The sequence below is a fragment of the Blattabacterium sp. (Cryptocercus kyebangensis) genome, from assembly GCF_003226855.1.
GTDB lineage: Bacteria > Bacteroidota > Bacteroidia > Flavobacteriales > Blattabacteriaceae > Blattabacterium.
On the sequence record NZ_CP029820.1, the window covers coordinates 546,067 to 565,172 of the forward strand.

Below are 19,106 nucleotides of genomic sequence, written 5' to 3' on the forward strand. Positions count from 1 at the left end.
TTTTCTTTCTTAATAAAAGTTAATATATATGAAAAAGAAAAAAGTAATGATTTTTTTTTGTAGTATGATTTTTATAACAGGAGCAACATTTTTTTTATATAAAAAATTTTATTCATATCCATTAGAAAAAAAAGCTTTGAAAGAATTGATTTACGCTCAAAAATATCTTTCAGAAGGATCTATAGATAAAGCATTAAACCAAAAAAAACTTAAAATTCCTTATCTTGGATTTTATGGAATTGTCACTAAGTATCCTTCTACTAAAGCAGGTAATATTTCTAAATTTTATGCAGGAATATGTTATTATAAATTAGGAAATTATAAGGAATCTATAAAAATGATGAATAATTTTTCTGCAAAAGATGAATTTTTATCTTCTATAAGATATGGAATGATAGGAGATTCTTTTACACAGATTAAAAATAAGAATGAAGCTTTAAAAAATTACATCAAAGCAGCTAATATAAGAGAAAACGAAATTACTACACCTCTTTATTATTATAAAGCAGCATTGTTGACTTTTTCCATGAATAAATATAGGGATTCTAAATTTTTTTTGGAAAAAATAGAAAAAAAATATCCTCTTTTTTTGTATAAGGATAATGTAGATAAATATCTAATGTTTATTGAAAATAAATTATAATAATTCTTGATTATGAAAATAGCTCCTGCATATAAAATAGATAAAAATAAAATAAAAAATGAAAAATTAAAATTTGCCATTATTGTTTCAAAATGGAATCACGATGTGACAAAAAAATTGTATAAAGGAGCTTATGAAACTTTAATTCAATCAGGTATTTTAAAAGATAAAATAAAAACATGGGAAGTTCCTGGAAGTTATGAACTTATTTATTCTTCTAAAAAAATAGCTCTTTGTTATAATTTTGATTCAATTATTGTTATTGGATCCCTTATAAAAGGAGAAACTCCTCATTTTGATTATCTTTGTCAAGCAATTTCACAAGGAATAAAAGATATAAATATTCAATATGATGTTCCGGTTATATTTTGTGTTCTTACTGATAAAAATAAAAAGCAATCTTTTGATCGATCAGGTGGAAAAAATGGTAATAAAGGAATAGAATGCGCTAAAACAGCATTATATATGGCTTCTTTTAAAAAATCTATCGAATAAAATATTTCCTTTATGAAGGATATTATTCAATTTTTACCTAAAAAAGTGATCAATCAAATTGCAGCTGGTGAAGTGATACAACGTCCTTCATCTGTATTAAAAGAACTTTTAGAAAATTCCATAGATGCAAAATCAAAAAGTATTGATATCTTTATAAGAGATTCAGGAAAAACGTTAATTCAACTAATAGATAATGGAGAAGGAATGAGTTATAATGATGCTAGGAATAGTTTTCAAAGATATGCTACTTCTAAAATAAAAACCAATGAGGATATCTTTAGGATTAATACAAAAGGGTTTCGTGGAGAAGCTTTAGCTTCCATAGCTTTCATTTCTAAGTTGGAAATACAAACTAAAAATCAAGAAAATATAGTGGGTATTCACATTCTTGTAGAAGAAGGGAAAATTAAAGAACAAATCCCCATAAATATGCTTAGAGGGACAAGAATTTCGGTAAAAAATATTTTCTCTAAATTTCCTGCAAGAAGACGATTTTTAAAATCTTCTAGAATAGAATTTAAACATATTATTAATGAATTTTATAAAATTATTTTAGCACACAGAGATATTGTTTATCGTTTTTATCATAACGATAAAATTATTTATTTTTTTAAAAAAGCTTCTTTAAAAGAAAGAATAAAAGAAATTTTTATTAAAAGAAATAAAACATTACTCCCTATTTTAATAAAAAAAAATAAAATTATTATAGAGGGATTTATTAGTGAACCAGATTTTTCAGTAAAAAAAGGAGATCAATTTTTATTTGTGAATCAACGTTGTATAACCAATACCCTTTTACATAGAAGAATTATTCATTCTTATGAAGGTCTTTTAAAAGATTTAAAAACCGTTTCTTATTTTATTTTTATTAACATAGATCCAATTTTAGTAAATTGGAATATTCATCCTACAAAAAAAGAAATAAAATTGGAAGAAGAAGATCAGATTTGTAATCTGATTCAACAAGAAATAAAAAATGTTTTATGTTGTCAATATAAAGTAAAAAAAGAGGAATTAAAAAATTCCGATTTATTATTATCCTTTAATTCATCTGTTAAAAAAGAATCATTTTTATTGATGAATTATTATGATTCTTTTTTTGATAAATTTTCTTATAAAGAAAAAGTAACTCAATTAGAGAATTGGTTTCATAAAATGAAAGAATCTCATTTTTTTCTTGATGTTCATCTTACGAAAAAGTTATCCAATTACATATATCATGAAAAGAAAATAAAAACTTTTCAAATGAACGGAAAATATATAATTTTTCTATGGAATAATGAAAATATAATATTAGTAGATCAACACAGAGCCCATCAAAATATATTATTTGAATTCTTTTTTAAGGAAAGAAAAAAAAAATTGATAAGCCAACAGTTACTTTTTCCAATTGAAGTTAAGCTTTTGGATAATGAATTTATTTCATTGAAAAATATTCAATATGAATTGATTGAAATGGGATTTCATTTATACTTTTGGAATAAATCCGCATATTTATATTCTATTCCTGAGAATATTCATCAAAATATACTAGTTGAAATTTTTCAAAATATTTTAACATATAATTTTATTAATGGAGAAAAAAATAATAAAAAAATACTTATTAAATCTGTATCTAAATCTGCCGCTGTAAAATACGGAACGGAATTACATTCCGATAAAATGGAATGTTTAATTAGAGATTTTTTTTCTTGTAAAAATATAAATTATACTTATTCAGGAGATCCTATATTTTTTATTTTCAATAAAAATTTTTTAAAAAAAACAATTTTGTAAGTGAATTTTTATACATCAAATTTCAATTCAGATGCTGTAAAACACTTGATTAGTATTAATATACTTGTATATACAGCTACCTTTGTTTTTTCACAATATAAAATAGAAAACCTTCTTTCTTTATATCATCCTCTAGATGATCGATTTGAATTATATCAGATTTTTACTCATATGTTTGTCCATTCCAAACGTCTTTTTTTACATATAATTTTTAACATGTTAGCCTTATTCATGTTTGGAGGACAAATGGAAACTTTATTAGGAATCAAAAAATTTTTGATAGTATATTTTTTATCTGGTATTTTAGCTTCTTTATTACAATTAGTATTTAATACTAGTATCCTTTATTATTTCGTTCATACATTAGATTTCTCCCAAGCAAAAAAAATTTTTGATTATTTGAATCAAGAACAACGAATAAATCTTTATAGTTCAATGTATTCTCCTATGATGGGAGCTTCTGGAGCTGTTAGTGGAATAGTAGGTGCTTTTGCTAGATATTTTCCAGAACATAAAATATTTATTTTACCTTTTCCTTTTCCAATTGCTGTACGAAAAGCTCTTTTGATTTTTATTTTTGGAAGTTTCATTTCTGCTATTTTTAACTTTTCTCCTGGTGTAGCACATTTTGCTCACATTGGAGGAATTATTTCGGGTTATTTTATAGGAAATTTTTTTCTAAAAAAAGAAAAGGTTTAATAAATCACAAATTATTTTTTATAGAACAGAGAATAGAATAAAAGATAGGAAAAATATATAAATGAAAATATAAAAAAAAAGGATAAATAAGAATTTTGTCCATATATCGTGATCATAGTACGATTCCAACGAAATTTCCAATTAAGAAAATTTAAAGGATTTTCTCTATTCCAGTCAATACTCATCCATATAAATATAGGTTTTCCCACTATATGATCTTCTGGAACAAATCCCCAATAACGAGAATCGGAAGAATTATGTCTGTTATCCCCCATCATGAAATAATAGTTTCTTTTTATTTTATAAAAATTATTTTTTTTATTATTAATGAAAAAATAAGAATATTTTTTTTCAATATTATTTCCTTCAGAAACAATAATATCATAATAAATATTAATATTATTTGAATTTAATCTAATAAAATCTCCTTTTTTAGGAATCAATAATGGACCAAAAAAATCTCTATTCCAACCAAAATTATTTGGAAATATAGAATCTTCTTGAAAATTAATTGGTAAAATATATTTTTTTATAAAAACTATGTTATCAAATAGATTTTTAATCTGAATTGCTTTTTTTTCTGTTAACATTATTTGATAAAAATATTCGTCATTTTTTTCTACTATCATTTCAACCTCTTCAAGATCCATATTCTCTTTAAGAAATTCTATATTTAATGGTATATTTTTCGTTTTAAGAAGGTAAATTTGTTGTTTTTCTAAAATATTTTTTTTGTAGGATTTTTCTTTTTTATGATTGACAAATAAATCCCCATTTTTTATAGAAATGACATCACCTGGTAACCCTACACAACGTTTAATATAATTTTCTTTTCTATCTATAACTTTATGATTAGAATCTTTAGGGAAATTAAAAACGACAATATCGTTTCTTCGTATAGGTTGTATAGGAGAAAAACGTAAATAAGGCCATTGGAAAATAGAAATATAAGATTTCCATTTTCCAAAAATAGTGTTATGAGTAAATGGAATAGATATGGGTGTAATTGGCATACGCAATCCATAATGAATTTTACTTACTAATATAAAATCCCCTACAAGTAAAGTCCCTTCCATAGAAGAAGTAGGTATGGCAAAAGGTTGAACTATATAAGTATGTGTAAGGAAAGAAAGAATCATAGCAAATAAAATATTTGACCCTGTATTTTTTTTGGATTCTTTTATTTTTGATAGTTCAATATTTTTAGAATAATTTATATAAAATATATATCCTCCTAGGGTTAAAAAAAATAAAATAATATTTTGTTTTTCATTCTTTCCAAAATTTTTAAGTAAGTCTGTCCATAAAATTCCAAATAAAAAAATACTTGTTATTGGAATAAATAAAAGAAATAACCACCAAATAGATCTTCGATAAATTTTTAAAAGAAGTATAATATTGTAGATAGGTATAATTGATTTATAATAATTTATTCCTAATTTTTTATAAAGTCTCCATGTACCTAAAACATGAATAAAATGTTCAAAAAATAAAAAAATACTACTGAAAAAGAGATATTGGAACATAAAAATGTATTTAATTTATATACCTAAGACTTCTTTCATAGAAAAAATTCCCTTTTTATTTTGTATCCATTCTGCAGCAATAATAGCTCCTATTGCAAATCCTTCTCTGTTATGAGCTTTATGTTCAATTTCTATATTTTCTATTTTAGATTGGTATAAAACTCTATGTATTCCTGGTACCTTATCAAATCTTTTTGAAACAATTAAGATTTCATCTTTTGTTTTTTTTTTATCTAAAACCCATGTTTTTTTCATTTTATTATTAATAATATTTTTTGCTAAAAAAAGAGCTGTACCACTAGGTCTATCTATTTTTTTTTTATGATGAATTTCTTCAATTTTTATTTCATAATTTATAGAATATGGAAATAGTAATTTTGATAGTTTATGATTGATCTCATAAAAAATATTCATCCCTATACTAAAATTGGAAGAATATAAAAAAGTTCCATTTTTTTTTTTACATATATCTTTAACAAGGTTAAATTTATCTAACCATCCTGTAGTTCCACACACTATAGGAATCTTATTTTCTATACAAATCTTTATATTCTTAAATGCTGAATCAGGACGACTAAATTCTACTGCGACATCTGTATTTTTAAATGAAATATTGCAAGGACTTTTATTAGAAAAAAAAGAAATTTGATGATTTCTAATTTTTGCTATTTTTTCTATAGCCTTTCCCATTTTTCCATATCCTATTATGGCTATATTCATATTTTTCTAAGTTTTTATATATATAAAATTCATTCTCCAAAGATAGATCAACTTTAGTTCTGAAATTTTATTATAATAAAATAAATTATATAAAATGAAAAAAAAGTAATTATTACAGGATCCGGAAAGGGAATAGGATATGAAATAGTAAAAAAATTCTTAAATATGGGGGATCATGTATTATCTATATCCTATATCTATAAAAATATTAGTCAATTATCCAAATTATTAAATAATAGAAAATTTGGAATTTGTATTCCATTATAAATGTCCTTAACGGGGAAAAAATCCTATAAAAAAATAGAAAAAATTTTATTAGAATGGATATCTGTAGACTGAATCATTAATAATGATGGTTTTTTATTGAAAAAAAATTCAATAATTTAAAATATAAAGATATTTATTATGAAGTAAATGTTTTTTGTTTTTTATCCTATGAAAATAATACAATTAGTAAAGCCTTTTATTAGAAAAAATGGACTATCAATATTTAGTTCTTCTAAAGAATCGTTATATAATCTTACGGAAGTTTTATCTGAAAAATTTAAAGAATAAAAAAAATAGACCTAGTGTAAATTTCTTATATTTAGAAGGAAATTCATTTTTTAACGGAAAAATAGTCCCTGTTTCTTTAAAATGAAAATGAATTAAAAAATTAAACCCACGTGGTGAAATTGGTAGACACGCCACTTTGAGGGAGTGGTATCCGATATAGGATATGCTGGTTCGAATCCAGTCGTGGGTACAAAGTATTTATATAGTGGAAATTAACAATAAAATAATACTTTTTTTCTTCATATATATAAGAAATTTTTATCGTATTTATTCTGTACTAGTAAAGTACTATCGTTATTTATAACTCTAAATAGACAAAAAAATAATAGTTTTCCCCCTTTATTTTTTTAGATTAAAAATCTAATAACGATCTGGAAAAATATCCAGTTGGATGTTCTACAATAAATACAAAATTATACCAATCTAAAATAGAAGTACATATCTTTTCTTTCCTTCCGGTGTGGTTTTTAAATCATAAAATACTTGATTAAGTATATATAAAAATTTAAGTAACCTAACTTTTTACTGGAAATACATCAATAAATATATCTATTTTTTTATTTTTACTTACTTGTAGATGAAGAAGAATAGGAGTAAGGAAGCCTCATTCCCATATCTGATAAAGAAGATCCCATTGTATTTTATGTGTCCATTCCACCACAATATCCTGTACCTGGACAGGAATTTTTTATAATATTTTTATATTCTTTTTCGGATATTTTACAGGAGTTATTCTTCTATAATGCCTAAAAAAAAGAAACAATATCTAAATTTTTCCCATTATAAGGACCATAAGAAATACTCCTCCATAAAAAATAACAGAAGGTCTATTCAATCTTAGTAAAGCTATCATAACTTCTGGAATATTTTTATCATATCCAGGTATAGCTATTATAATTCCATCATAATGATGTGAATCAACTCCCGTTTCTATACTCTATCCTCTATTAATTCTCTAGAATAGAGTGAATAATATATCTTTCCATAAGTTTCCATAGTAATTCCATCACTTATTCCAATAGTTGTAAATTGAAATCCTATTAAATTTTTTTTATTTATTATTGAGGATTTAATTTTTTTTCCTAGTTGGTCTAAATGCATGTTACAAGGATTTCCGTCATACCAATTACTAACTATTCCGATTTGAGCTTTTAAAAAATAAGAATCATCCATTCCTGTTTCATAAAGCATAAAATGCGAATATGGTAAATTGAGATTTTTTGTCATTTTTCTGCTAAAATTGTTAATTCTTTTTTTCATGATAGGTTTTATAAATCAAAAAGACCTACTGAATAATCAAGTAGGGCTTAAAAAATATCATTTTTTATGTGAAATATTTCATATTATAATGAATTTTATTTCATGAAATGACTCCGGAACCTATTAATTCTTTATCTAGATACCAAGCAGCAAATTGTCCTTCGTTGATAGCACATTGCATTGTTTCAAACTCTATGAACATTCCGTTTATTGTTTTGTATAACAATGCTTTTTGCAATGGTTGTCTATAACGAATTCTACAAAAAACCTCCATTTTATTTCCATCTAAAAGAATAAAATCTTCTCGTATCCAATGAATATCTTTTTCCTGAATAAATAAAGATTTTTTATATAGCCCAGGATGGTTTTTTCCCATTCCTGTATAAACAATATTTTTTTTAATATCTTTTTCAATAACAAAAAGTGCTTTTTTATATCCTCCTAAAGAAATTCCTTTACGTTGTCCTTTTGTAAAAAAGGGTGCCCCTTGATGATATCCAATCAAATTACCATCCGATTTTTTATATTTTTTTTTTCTGGATAAAAAAAATAATTCTTCTTCTTTTGAAAAAAAAGAGATATTTTTTTTATTATATATTGAGGATTTTGGATTAATATTAATAATTTCGCCTTTTTTAGGAAGTATTTCTTGTTGAAGAAATTTAGATAAATTAATTTTTCCAACAAAACATAATCCTTGAGAATCTTTTTTGTATGCATTACACAATTTATTTCTTTCTGCTATTTTTCGTACTTGATTTTTTGTAAATGGACCTAATGGAAATAGAGATTTTTCTAATTGATATTGTGTTAATTGACATAAAAAATATGATTGATCTTTATTAGAATCTTTTCCAATCAAAAGACGATAGATAATTTTATTATTTTTTATAATTTTTTCTTTATTAACATAATGACCTGTAGCAATAAAATCGGCTCCTAAATCAATGGCTATTTTCAAAAAAACATTAAATTTTATTTCTCGGTTACAAAGTATATCTGGATTAGGTGTTTTTCCATATCTATATCCGTTAAACATATAATTTATAATGGATTCTTTGTATTCTTTTTTCATTTCCACTACTTGAAAAGGGATTTTCAATTCTTTAGCCACTAACATAGCATAAATACTATCTTCCAACCAAGTACATTTATTTATATTGATACTAGAATTATCCCAATTATTCATAAATAAACCGATTACTTCATAACCTTTCTTTTTAAGAAGTAATGCCGCAACGCTAGAATCAACACCCCCTGAAAGTCCTACTACTACTCTTTTCATAAGAAAAAGTAATCTTTTATAAGAATAAATTAGTGATTATATATATTAAATATTTTCTATTATGAAAACATTTCTCTAACACGATCAAAAAAAGATTTTTCTGAATTTCCAGGATGAGGAAAAAAATTTTCATTTTTTCTCATTTTTTCGAAAAAAATTCTTTGTTCTTCATTAATTTTTCTAGGAGTCCAAACATTTACATGAATGAAAAGACTTCCATATCCGTATCCTTCAATATTAGGTAATCCCTTATTTTTTAATCTAAGAGTTTTTCCTGATTGTGTTCCAGGGTCTATTTTAATACGAGCTTTTCCACTAATAGTAGGAATTTCTTTTGAAGCTCCTAATATAGCATCTGGAAATGATATGTATAAATCATAATGAAGATTATTACCTTCTCTTTTTAATTTAGGATGAGAGATTTCTTCAATCAATACAATTAAATCTCCAGGAATTCCGTTAAATGGAGCTTCATTCCCTTTTCCAGAGACTTTTAGTTGAATTCCTTCTGTAAGTCCTGCGGGGATTTGTATATTCACTAATTCTTCTTCTTTAATTAATCCATGTTTATTGGCTCCATATGGAATCTTTTCAATCCTTTTTCCAGTTCCAGAACATATGTTACATTGAGACGTTGTTTGCATTCTTCCTAAAATAGTATTAGCTATACGTGTTATTTGACCAGTCCCATTACAAGGAGTACAATTTTTAAATTTTACACCATTAGCGACTTTCAATCTTTTTACTTTCACTTTTTTTTCTATTCCATTAGCTATTTCTTCTAATGTTAGTTTTACTCGTATTCTAAGATCACTTCCCTTAATAGTTTTGTGTCTTGTAGATTTTCCAAATCCAAAACTAGAAAATCCTTCACCAAATGCATCAGCAAAAATATCTCCGAAATTTGTAAAAATATCTTCCATATTCATTCCTGATCCACCAGAGGTATTTCCTTTAACACCGGAATGACCAAATTTATCATAACGTTGTTTTTTTTCTGGATCGCTTAATACTTCATAGGCTTCAGCCGCTTCTTTAAATTTTTCTTCTGCATTTTTTTTATTATCCGGATTTTTATCTGGATGATATTTAATTGCTAATTTTCTATAAGCTTTTTTAATTTCTTCTGAAGAAGAATTTCTAGAAATATTTAATACTTCGTAATAATCTTTTTTCATCATGAAGATAAAATTTAATTATTTACCGGTAATGACTTTAGCATGTCGTATGACTTTTTCCTGAAGGATATATCCAGCTTCTATAATCTCTATTACCTTCCCTTTTAAGTTTTCTGTCAAAGCTGGGATTTGTGTAATCGCCTCATGAAAATCTGTATTAAAATCATCTCCTTTTTTAATTTGAATTTTATTCAACCCTTTTTCTTTTAAAATTTTGATTAGTTTTCCCTGTATTAGAGAAATTCCTTGGATTATAAGTTCGTCTTTTGACTTCTTAAGTTCTTTAAGTCCTCGTTCAAAATCATCTAAAATTGGAATTAAATCTATAATAATTTGTTGATGAACAATTCTAAATAGATCAAATCTTTCTTTTTTAATACGTTTTTTATAATTTTCAAATTCTGCAAAAATACGTAAAAATTTCTCTTTTTCTTTTTCCAATTTTTCTTTTAGAATTTCTATTTCCTTTAATGGATTATCATGGATTTTTTCTTTTAAAAAAGATTTTTCCATTTTATATAGATCACTCGTAGATGGAATTTCATCCTTTTTTTCAGTTTTTTTTTGATTCATATTCATAACATAAAAAATATTTATAAACCAATTCTATGCTCTAGGAGCAAAATATTGGCCATATTTTACAATTGTGTCATTATGACATGTTATAATTTATAGCCCTCAATATAATTTTCATGAAGGATTAAATTTCAAAGTTTTTCTAATATTATTCAATCTTTCACAAGCAATATGTTTGGCTTTTTTAGCACCTGAAGAAAGGATACGATCTAATAAAGATTTCTTTTTTATTAAAGAAAAAAATTTTTTTCTTTCAACTGAAAATCTTTTTATTATACATTCATATAAGGCTATTTTAGCTTCTAAATATCCATATCCACCCTTTATATATTTTTTTCTCATTTCTTCTACTCTATTTATAGGTGCTAGTAATCTATATAAGTACATTATAGAATCTTTATCCGGATTTTTTTTTTCGTTTAAAGACTTATTATCTGTATGAATACTCATAATTTGTTTTTTTAATATTTCGTCTGAAGAAAATATATTAATCCAATTCCTTTTTGATTTACTCATTTTTTTACCATCTGTACCAGGAATAGACATCGTTTCTTTTTTAAGAAAGGCTTCAGGTAATACAAATATTTTTTTTCCTATTCGTTTATTAAAACGATTAGCTATGTGACGTGTTATTTCTACATGTTGTAGTTGATCTTTTCCTACAGGAATTATTTCTGCATTATACAGTAATATATCAGCGGCCATTAAAATGGGATAAGCAAATACACCTACATTAATTTTTTCATTATTTTCCCTTTTTTTTTTGAATGAATGAGCTAATGTAAGTCTTTGATAGGGGAAAAAACAATTCAAATACCAAGCTAGTTCAGTAACTTCTGAAACATCTGATTGTCTATAAAATAGACTTTTTTCTGTATTTAAACCAAAAGCTAACCATGCTGCCGTAATTTGATAAGTATTATAACGGATAGTTTCTAGATCTTTCATTTCTATCAGTGAATGTAAATCTGCTACAAATATAAACGAAGAATATTTTGAATGATTAGCTATATCTATAGATGGAATTATAACTCCTAAAATATTTCCTAAATGAGGAATTCCAGTGCTTTGAATTCCTGTTAACATATTTTTCATAATCTTTTTATTAAATATTAACAAATGTAATTAAATGAAATGTTATTCATTTCTCTGTATTTTTACTTTTTTTTTAGATTAAGGCTTCTAATCCACTAATGATTTCAAGTATTTCCTTAGTAATGTTAGTTTGTCTTTCTTTGTTATAATTCAACATAAGATTTCTTTTAATATCATTAGCATTTTCTGTAGCTTTATGCATAGATATCATTCTTGCAGTATGTTCTGAAGTATATGATTCCAATAAACTTTTAAATATTTTTACGCTAATAAGTTTTGGAATAAGATGATCTAAAATTTCAATATTAGATGGTTCTAAGATAGAATATTCATATTCTGATAATTTTTTTTTTCTAAAAGTAGGAATAGAAATTGGAAAAATCTGTTCAACAATGACTTTTTGAAATAAAGAATTTTTTAGATGATTATATATTAAGTATATAGAAGAAATTTTTTTAGATAAAAAATCTTCAATAATTTTTTGGACAAACAAATATATATCAGAAAAATTATTTAGAAGATTTTTATTGTAATCATACAAAGTATATTTTTTTGATAAAAAGTAATCAAAACCTTTCTTTCCAATAGAAAAAAAAATACATCCATTCTTTAATGAATCCTCTTTTTTTTGAATTATTTCATGAATTTTATCAAAAATTAAGGAATTGAATGATCCACATAATCCACGGTTAGAAGTAATTACGAGAAACAATTTATTTTTTTTGGAGGAAAAAAAATAATTGTTTTTTTTTAAAATATCTGTATTTTCATGGAATGAAAATAAAATGTTTTGAAATAACTGTTCTATATGTTTTGAATATTTTTTGAAATGCAAAAGAGATTCTTTTGATTTTCGTAATTTTACGATAGAAATCATTTTCATAGCTTCTGTGATTTTTATAATAGAAGCTATAGATAAAATTCTATTTTTTATTTCTTTTGAATTGGACATTATTAAGATGATAGATATTTTTCACTTAATTCAATTACCACATTTTCTAATATAGAAGCTAATTTTTCATCAAAAAAACCATTTTTTAAAGAAGTCAATAAATCTTTGTGTTTCTCATTTAAATAAAAAAGATATTCTCTTTCAAAAAATGAAATTTTTTCAATAGGAATGTCTTTTAAAAGGTTTTTGGTCCCAGCATAAATAATAGCAATTTGATCGGAAATATTATATGGATTATGAGGGGCCTGTTTTAATATTTCTATATTTCTTTTCCCTTTTTGTATAATGTTCATAGTTGTAGGATCTAATTCAGATCCAAACTGAGAAAAAGATTCTAATTCTCGGAATTGAGCTTGATCTAATTTTAGAGTTCCAGATATTTTTCTCATAGATTTAATTTGAGCAGATCCTCCTACACGGGAAACGGAAATACTTTCATTAATAGCAGGACGTACTCCAGAATGAAATAGATTTTTTTCTAAAAAAATCTGTCCATCTGTTATAGAAATGACATTAGTTGGAATATAAGATGATACATCTCCAGATTGAGTTTCAATAATAGGAAGTGCGGTTAAAGACCCCCCACCCTTTACATGTTCTTTAATGGATTCTGGAATATCGTTCATCTGTTTAGCTATCTTTTGATCTTGTATAATTTTAGCAGAACGTTCTAATAAACGAGAATGCAAATAAAAGACATCTCCTGGATATGCTTCTCTACCGGGAGACCGTCGTAATAACAAAGATATTTCTCTATAAGAAACAGCTTGTTTGGATAGATCATCATACACTACTAAAGAAGAACGTCCTGTATCACGAAAGTATTCCCCAATAGCAGTACCAGAAAAAGGAGAAAAAACTTGTATAGAGGCTGGATCAGAAGCTTTAGAAGCCATTATAATAGTATAAGGCATGGCGCCTTTTTCTTCTAGAACTTTTGCTATTCTAGCTATTGTAGATCCTTTTTGGCATATAGCGACATAAATACAATAAACGGGTTTTTCCGTTTCAAAAAATTCTTTTTGATTAATGATGGTATCAATAGCTATAGTCGTTTTTCCAGTTTGTCTATCTCCAATGATTAATTCTCTTTGTCCTCTTCCTATAGGAATCATACTATCTATAAATTTTATACCTGTTTGAAGAGGTTCTTTTACAGGTTCTCTATAAATAACACCTGGTGCTTTTCTTTCTAATGGCATTTCAAATAGGGGTCCTTCTATTGGTCCCTTACCATCGATAGGAGTTCCTAATAGATCTATTACACGGCCTAGCATTCCTTCTCCCACTTTTATAGAAAAAGTTTTTCCTGTACGTGTAACTATATCCCCTTCTTTTATATCATTCGAGTGGTTTAGCAATACTATGCTCACATAGTCTTCTTCTAAATTCAATACAATTCCTTTTATTCCAGTATGAAATTCTACTAATTCTCCACAAAAGGCCGAGTTCAAACCAAAAGATCTAGCGATTCCATCTCCTATTTGAACAATAATTCCATATTCAGATAATTTTGATTCATATTGAAAATCAGATATTTGTTTTTTAAGAATGGATGATATTTCAGAATATTTTAAATCGGACATGAAAATAAATACTTTATATTAAATTTTTGAATGTTTTTTGAATACTTAATAATTGTTTTTTCACACTTAAATCCCATTCTTTATATCCTATTCGAAGAAAAAATCCTCCAATAATGGATTTATCAATTTTATTAATGATGTGATATTTTTGAGTTCTTGATTCTTCTGAAGAAAGAATTTTATGTATTATCATTTTTTGAATATCTATACTTAAAGGGATGAAAGAAGTAATAATGCATTTCAAGAATCCTTTTTTTTCTTTATATATTTTTTGGTATTCCAAAAAAATTTTTTTTAAAAGAGGTTCTCTATTCCGGATAATTAAAATTTTTATAAAATGAAAAAGAAAAATATCAAAAGAATAGAAAATTTTTTCTAAAATTTGTATTTTTCTTTCTGAATTTAATAAAGAAGAATGAAAAAATTTATTTAACTCTACATTTTTAGATAATAGAAAAGATATTTTTTTTATATTTTGATAAATAGAATCCATGTTATGGTTTTTCATAGAACTTTCAAAAAGTACCATAGCATAATGTTTAATTACTCTTCTTTTCGAAAACATGTTTATGTATATAGTAAAATTACTATTAGTTTAATTTATTTAGCCATTCTTTTATAAATTTCTCTTGTTTTTCCGTTTTTTGATTTTGATCCAACTCTTTTTTTAATATTTTTTCAGCAATTTTTATGGAAATATTTCCTATTTGATTTTTCAAATCTTGAATAGCAGCTTTTTTTTCTATTTGTATAATTTTTTTTGTTTCTTTTAATATTTTTTTTTTCTCTAGAAAACCTTCTTCTATCGCTTTAGATTTAATATTTTCTTTAATTTTAAGGGCTTCTTTCAAAATAATATCTCTTTTTATACGAGTTTCTTTCAAGATTTTATTTTTTTTCTTTTCTACAAAATCCAATTCTTTTTGAATTTGATTAGCTTTTTCTATGGAAATTCGAATTTTTTCTTCTCTTTGATCAATGAATTTTATTATTGGTTTCCAAGCATATTTAGAAAGGAATAGTATCAATATCACAAATATTATTGTTTGCCAAACAATTAATCCAATAGAAGGAGTTATCAAATCCATTACAAAGATCTATTTAAACACAGCTAATAAAGCAGTTACTATTCCAAAAAGGGCAGCCCCTTCAATAAGAGCTGAAGCAATAATCATTGAATTTTGTATTTTTCCTGAAGCTTCAGGTTGTCTAGCAATAGCATCCATAGCTGAACTTCCAATTTTACCAATACCTAAACTAGCTCCTATCACAGCGAGACCAGCTCCTAAAGCAGCTAAACCTGAGTAAGTTAAATCTATATCCATAATATAATATTATTTCATTTTACATTCATAATTCTTTACGGTGATTCCTATAAGCAAAGCAGATAAAGTTGTAAAAATAAAAGCTTGCAAAAAAGAAACCATAATTTCTAAAAGGGAAATAAAAAAACCGAAAATAATGGAAAAACCAGCAATAAAAAAACTTTTAAAAATAAAAATAAGACAAATAAAACTTAAAATAACAATATGTCCAGCAGTAATATTAGCAAATAAACGAATACATAAAGTTAACGGACGAATGAAAATACCCAAAAATTCTATTGGAGCTAATAATAATTTTATTCCTATAGGGACATTGGGCATCCAAAAAGTATGTTTCCAATAACTTTTATTAGCCTTAATATAGGTTATTATAAAAGTGATGATAGATAAAACAAACGTAATACTTATGTTCCCTGTAACATTTGGAAATCCTGGTAGCATACCTATTAAATTGTTAATCAATATAAAAAAAAATATAGTCAACAAAAAAGGAAAATAAATTTTATATTTTTTTTCCCCAATATTTGGAATAACAATTTCATCACGAATAAATAGTATTAAGAATTCTAAAAAAATTCCTAAACTCCATTTTATTTGATTATTTTCGTAGCTTTTCCCCATTTTTATAAAAATAAAGCATAATAGAATAAAGGAAATAAAAATGGATACTACATTTTTTGTAATAGAAAAATCCAATGGTTTATCATTTTTTGGATAACCTTTTGAATCCATATATAAATTTCCAATAGAATCGGTTTTATATATTTTTTCTTTAAACATTTTATAATTTCCATATTTTCCTTTTACTACTTTTCCATGAGAAAATTGAGAAGAAAAAAAAAATTCCAAACCATTATCCCACAAAAATATAGGCAAAGAAAAATTTTCTTCCCCAACAATATTCCATTCATGAGAATCGCTGATATGTTCAATAATTGTTTTAGATACATCAATATTTTTTTTTTCTTTTGCGAAAAGATTCACATGAATAAAACTAAAAAAAATAAGGATGAATAAATAATATACTACTAATTTGTTTAACCCCATTCATTCAATTCAATAGACGAACAGAAAACAAATTTAGATTTTTTTCTATAAAAAACGTTAATTTTTTATAAAAGTACCTGAATTAAAATCAATTTAAAAATGAGAGTATGGATCGATTATTTTAAAACTAGGATTAAATATCTATAAATATTATTTTAAATAATTTTATCATCATGTAAGAAAATCCCTATATAAGATAGTTCATTTCGAATTTGATCTGAAAGAAACCAATTTTTCTTTTTTCTTTCTTCTGTGCGAATTTTTATTAATCTTTCAGTAATCCTTTTTAATTTTTTAGAAGATCCTTCTAAAAAATCCTTTTCAAAAATTTGAATACCCAGGATATCAAAAATAAAATAATTCATATATTTTTTCAATAAATGAATAGTATCCATATCATTTTCATTTATAAAAGAAGAATTAATGATATGAGTTACTTCAAATAGATAAGAAATTAATAATGGAGTATTAAAATCATCATTTATCGCTTCATAACATTTTTTTATCCATTTAGGAACATTAAATATGAAACTATTATTTTTGTTATTATGAGAATAACAAAAATTTAATTTTTGTATTCCATTCATTAAACGATAATATCCTTTTTCGGCATCTATAAGCCCTTTGTTAGAAAAATTTAAAATACTACGATAATGAGATTTCAAAATAAAAAAACGAATAATAGTTGGATGAAAAGTTTTTTTACGAAATTTGGAAATCAAATCTTTTAATGATAAATAATTTCCTGTTGATTTACTCATTTTTTTATCATTTAATGTTAACATATTTGTATGCATCCAATAATTTGCAAGTTTATTATTATAAACACCTACAGCCTGTGCTAATTCACATTCATGATGTGGAAATTTAAGATCCATCCCTCCACCATGGATATCAAAAATTTCTCCTAAATATTTTGTACTCATAGTAGTACATTCAATATGCCAACCTGGAAATCCTTTTCCCCATGGAGAATTCCAATTCATAATATGATTTTTTTTTGCTCTTTTCCAAAGAGAAAAATCTTGAAAACAATGTTTTTCTTCTAAAAATTTTTTTTGTTTACTAAATAGTTTATCTGTTTTATTATGACTTAATATTCCATAAGAATAAGATTTCCTATACTTTTTCATATTAAAATAAATAGATCCATTTTTTTCATATGCTAAATTCTTTTCAATCAATTTTTGAATTATATCAATTTGTTCTATAATATGACCAGTGGCAGTAGGTTCAATACTTGGAGGTAAAGTATTGAAAAGATTTAAGATGTAATGAAAAGAAATAGTATATTTTTGGACAATTTCCATAGGTTCAAGTCCTTCTATACGAGATTTTTTTAAAATTTTATCCTCTCCGTTATCTTTTTCATTTTCTAAATGCCCTACATCTGTGATATTTCTTACATAACGAACTTTATAACCTAAATGTTTTAAATAACGAAAAACTAAATCAAACAAAATGAAGGTTCTACAATTTCCTAAATGTAGATGATTATAAACTGTAGGTCCACAAACATAAATCCCCACATATTCTTTATGAATAGGTTGAAATAATTCTTTTTTTCTAGTTAAAGAATTATATATTCTTATATGACTTCGTATATTTTTTCTTTCTTCTATATTCATATCTTTTATGGAATTCCAATATAATGGAAAAATTCTTTTCGAATTTCCGAGTTTTTTTTAAATATCCCTATTAATTTAGTAGTAATAGTTTTGGTATTTATATCTCGAATTCCGCGAGAATTTACGCATAAATGTTTTGCATCTATAACACAAGCAACATTTTTTGTATCTAATATTTTTTGTAAAGATTTTACGATTTGCATTGTTAAACGTTCTTGAACTTGTGGTCTTTTTGCATAGTAATTTACTATTCTATTAATTTTAGAAAGACCTATCACTTTTCCATTGGAAATATAACCAACGTGAGCTTTTCCAACAATAGGAAGAAAATGATGTTCGCATGTAGAATAAATCGTAATATTTTTTTCTATTAACATTTGGTTATATCGATATTTATTTTCAAAGGTAGATACCTTAGGGTAAGTTTTTGGATTAAGACCGCTAAATATTTCTTGTATAAACATTTTTGCTACACGTTTAGGGGTCCTACGTAAACTATCATCATTCATATTCAATCCTAATATTTCCATAATATGGAAAAAATGTTTTTCTATTTTAGAAATTTTTTCTTCGTCGCTCATAATAAAGGCATCGTTACGTAATGGAGTCTCATGATCTTCTAAAGAAAAAATAGTTTTCTTTATTTTTTTTTCTAAAAATTTTTTATGTTTTTCTTCCATCATTAACATTAATTAACTGAATCAATCCATGATAAACAAAGGTACAAAAAGGATTATGTCTTTTTTTTAAGAAAAATACT

At 24.8% G+C, this 19,106-nt stretch carries 22 protein-coding genes and 1 tRNA gene; 7 read left to right on the forward strand and 16 right to left on the reverse strand.

Translation table 11 applies throughout. From position 1 onward, the window contains the following. Positions 1-28: 28 nt before the first annotated feature. The 4 genes from DM815_RS02720 to DM815_RS02735 are packed head-to-tail and all read left to right on the forward strand — an operon-like array spanning position 29 to position 3,613. Positions 29-643, forward strand: coding sequence for a tetratricopeptide repeat protein (locus DM815_RS02720; protein WP_110509205.1), 615 nt, complete (start codon positions 29-31; stop codon positions 641-643). 12 nt (positions 644-655) lie between these two features. After that, entirely contained in the window at positions 656-1,138 is a 483-nt protein-coding gene (gene ribH, locus DM815_RS02725) for a 6,7-dimethyl-8-ribityllumazine synthase (RefSeq protein WP_110509207.1), read from the forward strand. Positions 1,139-1,150: 12 nt separating this feature from the next. Next, positions 1,151-2,914, forward strand: coding sequence for a DNA mismatch repair endonuclease MutL (mutL, locus tag DM815_RS02730; protein ID WP_110509209.1), 1,764 nt, complete (start codon positions 1,151-1,153; stop codon positions 2,912-2,914). After that, positions 2,915-3,613 (forward strand): rhomboid family intramembrane serine protease, encoded by a 699-nt coding sequence (locus tag DM815_RS02735; RefSeq protein WP_110509211.1) that lies wholly within the window; start codon positions 2,915-2,917, stop codon positions 3,611-3,613. Positions 3,614-3,624: 11 nt separating this feature from the next. Here the strand turns inward: DM815_RS02735 and lepB are convergent, their stop codons facing one another. Then, positions 3,625-5,139, reverse strand: a complete 1,515-nt coding sequence (lepB, locus tag DM815_RS02740; RefSeq protein WP_110509213.1) for a signal peptidase I — start codon at positions 5,137-5,139, stop codon at positions 3,625-3,627. A 15-nt stretch (positions 5,140-5,154) separates the two neighbouring features. Further along, a complete protein-coding gene (gene dapB, locus DM815_RS02745) occupies positions 5,155-5,859 on the reverse strand; it encodes a 4-hydroxy-tetrahydrodipicolinate reductase (RefSeq protein WP_110509215.1) in 705 nt (234 codons plus the stop codon). Between the two features lie 111 nt (positions 5,860-5,970). Between dapB and DM815_RS03275 the strand changes: the two genes are divergently transcribed. The 3 genes from DM815_RS03275 to DM815_RS02755 all read left to right on the forward strand — a co-directional run bounded on the left by DM815_RS03275 (position 5,971) and on the right by DM815_RS02755 (position 6,604). Further along, positions 5,971-6,126, forward strand: a complete 156-nt coding sequence (locus DM815_RS03275; RefSeq protein ID WP_410491986.1) for a hypothetical protein — start codon at positions 5,971-5,973, stop codon at positions 6,124-6,126. Between the two features lie 147 nt (positions 6,127-6,273). Continuing rightward, a complete protein-coding gene (locus tag DM815_RS03145; protein ID WP_161539543.1) occupies positions 6,274-6,414 on the forward strand; it encodes a hypothetical protein in 141 nt (46 codons plus the stop codon). Positions 6,415-6,518: 104 nt separating this feature from the next. Continuing rightward, positions 6,519-6,604 (forward strand) — tRNA-Leu (locus DM815_RS02755). Positions 6,605-7,180: 576 nt separating this feature from the next. Here the strand turns inward: DM815_RS02755 and DM815_RS03255 are convergent. From DM815_RS03255 to folE, 14 genes are all read right to left on the reverse strand, one after another. Continuing rightward, positions 7,181-7,348 carry a dihydroxy-acid dehydratase gene (locus DM815_RS03255; RefSeq protein ID WP_317046305.1) on the reverse strand — a complete coding sequence of 56 codons (168 nt, stop codon included), beginning with the start codon at positions 7,346-7,348 and terminating at the stop codon, positions 7,181-7,183. Next, the gene (locus DM815_RS03260) at positions 7,345-7,674 is read right to left on the reverse strand and encodes a dihydroxy-acid dehydratase (RefSeq protein ID WP_317046299.1); all 330 of its coding nucleotides are present in this window, start codon (positions 7,672-7,674) and stop codon (positions 7,345-7,347) included. Before DM815_RS03260 ends, DM815_RS03255 begins: the two co-directional genes overlap by 4 nt. 100 nt (positions 7,675-7,774) lie before the next feature. Continuing rightward, the gene (mnmA, locus tag DM815_RS02765; protein ID WP_110509219.1) at positions 7,775-8,959 is read right to left on the reverse strand and encodes a tRNA 2-thiouridine(34) synthase MnmA; all 1,185 of its coding nucleotides are present in this window, start codon (positions 8,957-8,959) and stop codon (positions 7,775-7,777) included. A 59-nt stretch (positions 8,960-9,018) separates the two neighbouring features. After that, a complete protein-coding gene (locus tag DM815_RS02770; protein ID WP_110509221.1) occupies positions 9,019-10,140 on the reverse strand; it encodes a DnaJ C-terminal domain-containing protein in 1,122 nt (373 codons plus the stop codon). A gap of 15 nt (positions 10,141-10,155) precedes the next feature. Beyond that, positions 10,156-10,716: a nucleotide exchange factor GrpE gene (locus tag DM815_RS02775; protein ID WP_110509223.1), complete on the reverse strand. Its 561-nt coding sequence runs from the start codon at positions 10,714-10,716 to the stop codon at positions 10,156-10,158. A gap of 111 nt (positions 10,717-10,827) precedes the next feature. Then, complete coding sequence (gene trpS / locus DM815_RS02780; protein WP_110509225.1) at positions 10,828-11,808, reverse strand: tryptophan--tRNA ligase; 981 nt, start codon at positions 11,806-11,808, stop codon at positions 10,828-10,830. Positions 11,809-11,881: 73 nt separating this feature from the next. Beyond that, positions 11,882-12,760, reverse strand: coding sequence for an ATP synthase F1 subunit gamma (gene atpG / locus DM815_RS02785; protein ID WP_110509227.1), 879 nt, complete (start codon positions 12,758-12,760; stop codon positions 11,882-11,884). A gap of 2 nt (positions 12,761-12,762) precedes the next feature. Then, positions 12,763-14,346, reverse strand: a complete 1,584-nt coding sequence (gene atpA / locus DM815_RS02790) for a F0F1 ATP synthase subunit alpha (RefSeq protein ID WP_110509229.1) — start codon at positions 14,344-14,346, stop codon at positions 12,763-12,765. 13 nt (positions 14,347-14,359) lie between these two features. Beyond that, positions 14,360-14,911 carry an ATP synthase F1 subunit delta gene (gene atpH / locus DM815_RS02795; RefSeq protein ID WP_110509231.1) on the reverse strand — a complete coding sequence of 184 codons (552 nt, stop codon included), beginning with the start codon at positions 14,909-14,911 and terminating at the stop codon, positions 14,360-14,362. Positions 14,912-14,936: 25 nt separating this feature from the next. Beyond that, a complete protein-coding gene (atpF, locus tag DM815_RS02800) occupies positions 14,937-15,434 on the reverse strand; it encodes a F0F1 ATP synthase subunit B (protein ID WP_110509233.1) in 498 nt (165 codons plus the stop codon). A gap of 9 nt (positions 15,435-15,443) precedes the next feature. Further along, entirely contained in the window at positions 15,444-15,671 is a 228-nt protein-coding gene (atpE, locus tag DM815_RS02805; RefSeq protein ID WP_110509235.1) for an ATP synthase F0 subunit C, read from the reverse strand. 9 nt (positions 15,672-15,680) lie between these two features. Continuing rightward, positions 15,681-16,718, reverse strand: coding sequence for a F0F1 ATP synthase subunit A (gene atpB / locus DM815_RS02810; protein ID WP_110509237.1), 1,038 nt, complete (start codon positions 16,716-16,718; stop codon positions 15,681-15,683). Positions 16,719-16,873: 155 nt separating this feature from the next. Continuing rightward, on the reverse strand, positions 16,874-18,346 hold the full coding sequence (gene cysS / locus DM815_RS02815) for a cysteine--tRNA ligase (protein ID WP_110509239.1): 1,473 nt from the start codon (positions 18,344-18,346) through the stop codon (positions 16,874-16,876). Between the two features lie 5 nt (positions 18,347-18,351). After that, complete coding sequence (folE, locus tag DM815_RS02820) at positions 18,352-19,029, reverse strand: GTP cyclohydrolase I FolE (protein ID WP_110509446.1); 678 nt, start codon at positions 19,027-19,029, stop codon at positions 18,352-18,354. Positions 19,030-19,106: the final 77 nt, after the last annotated feature.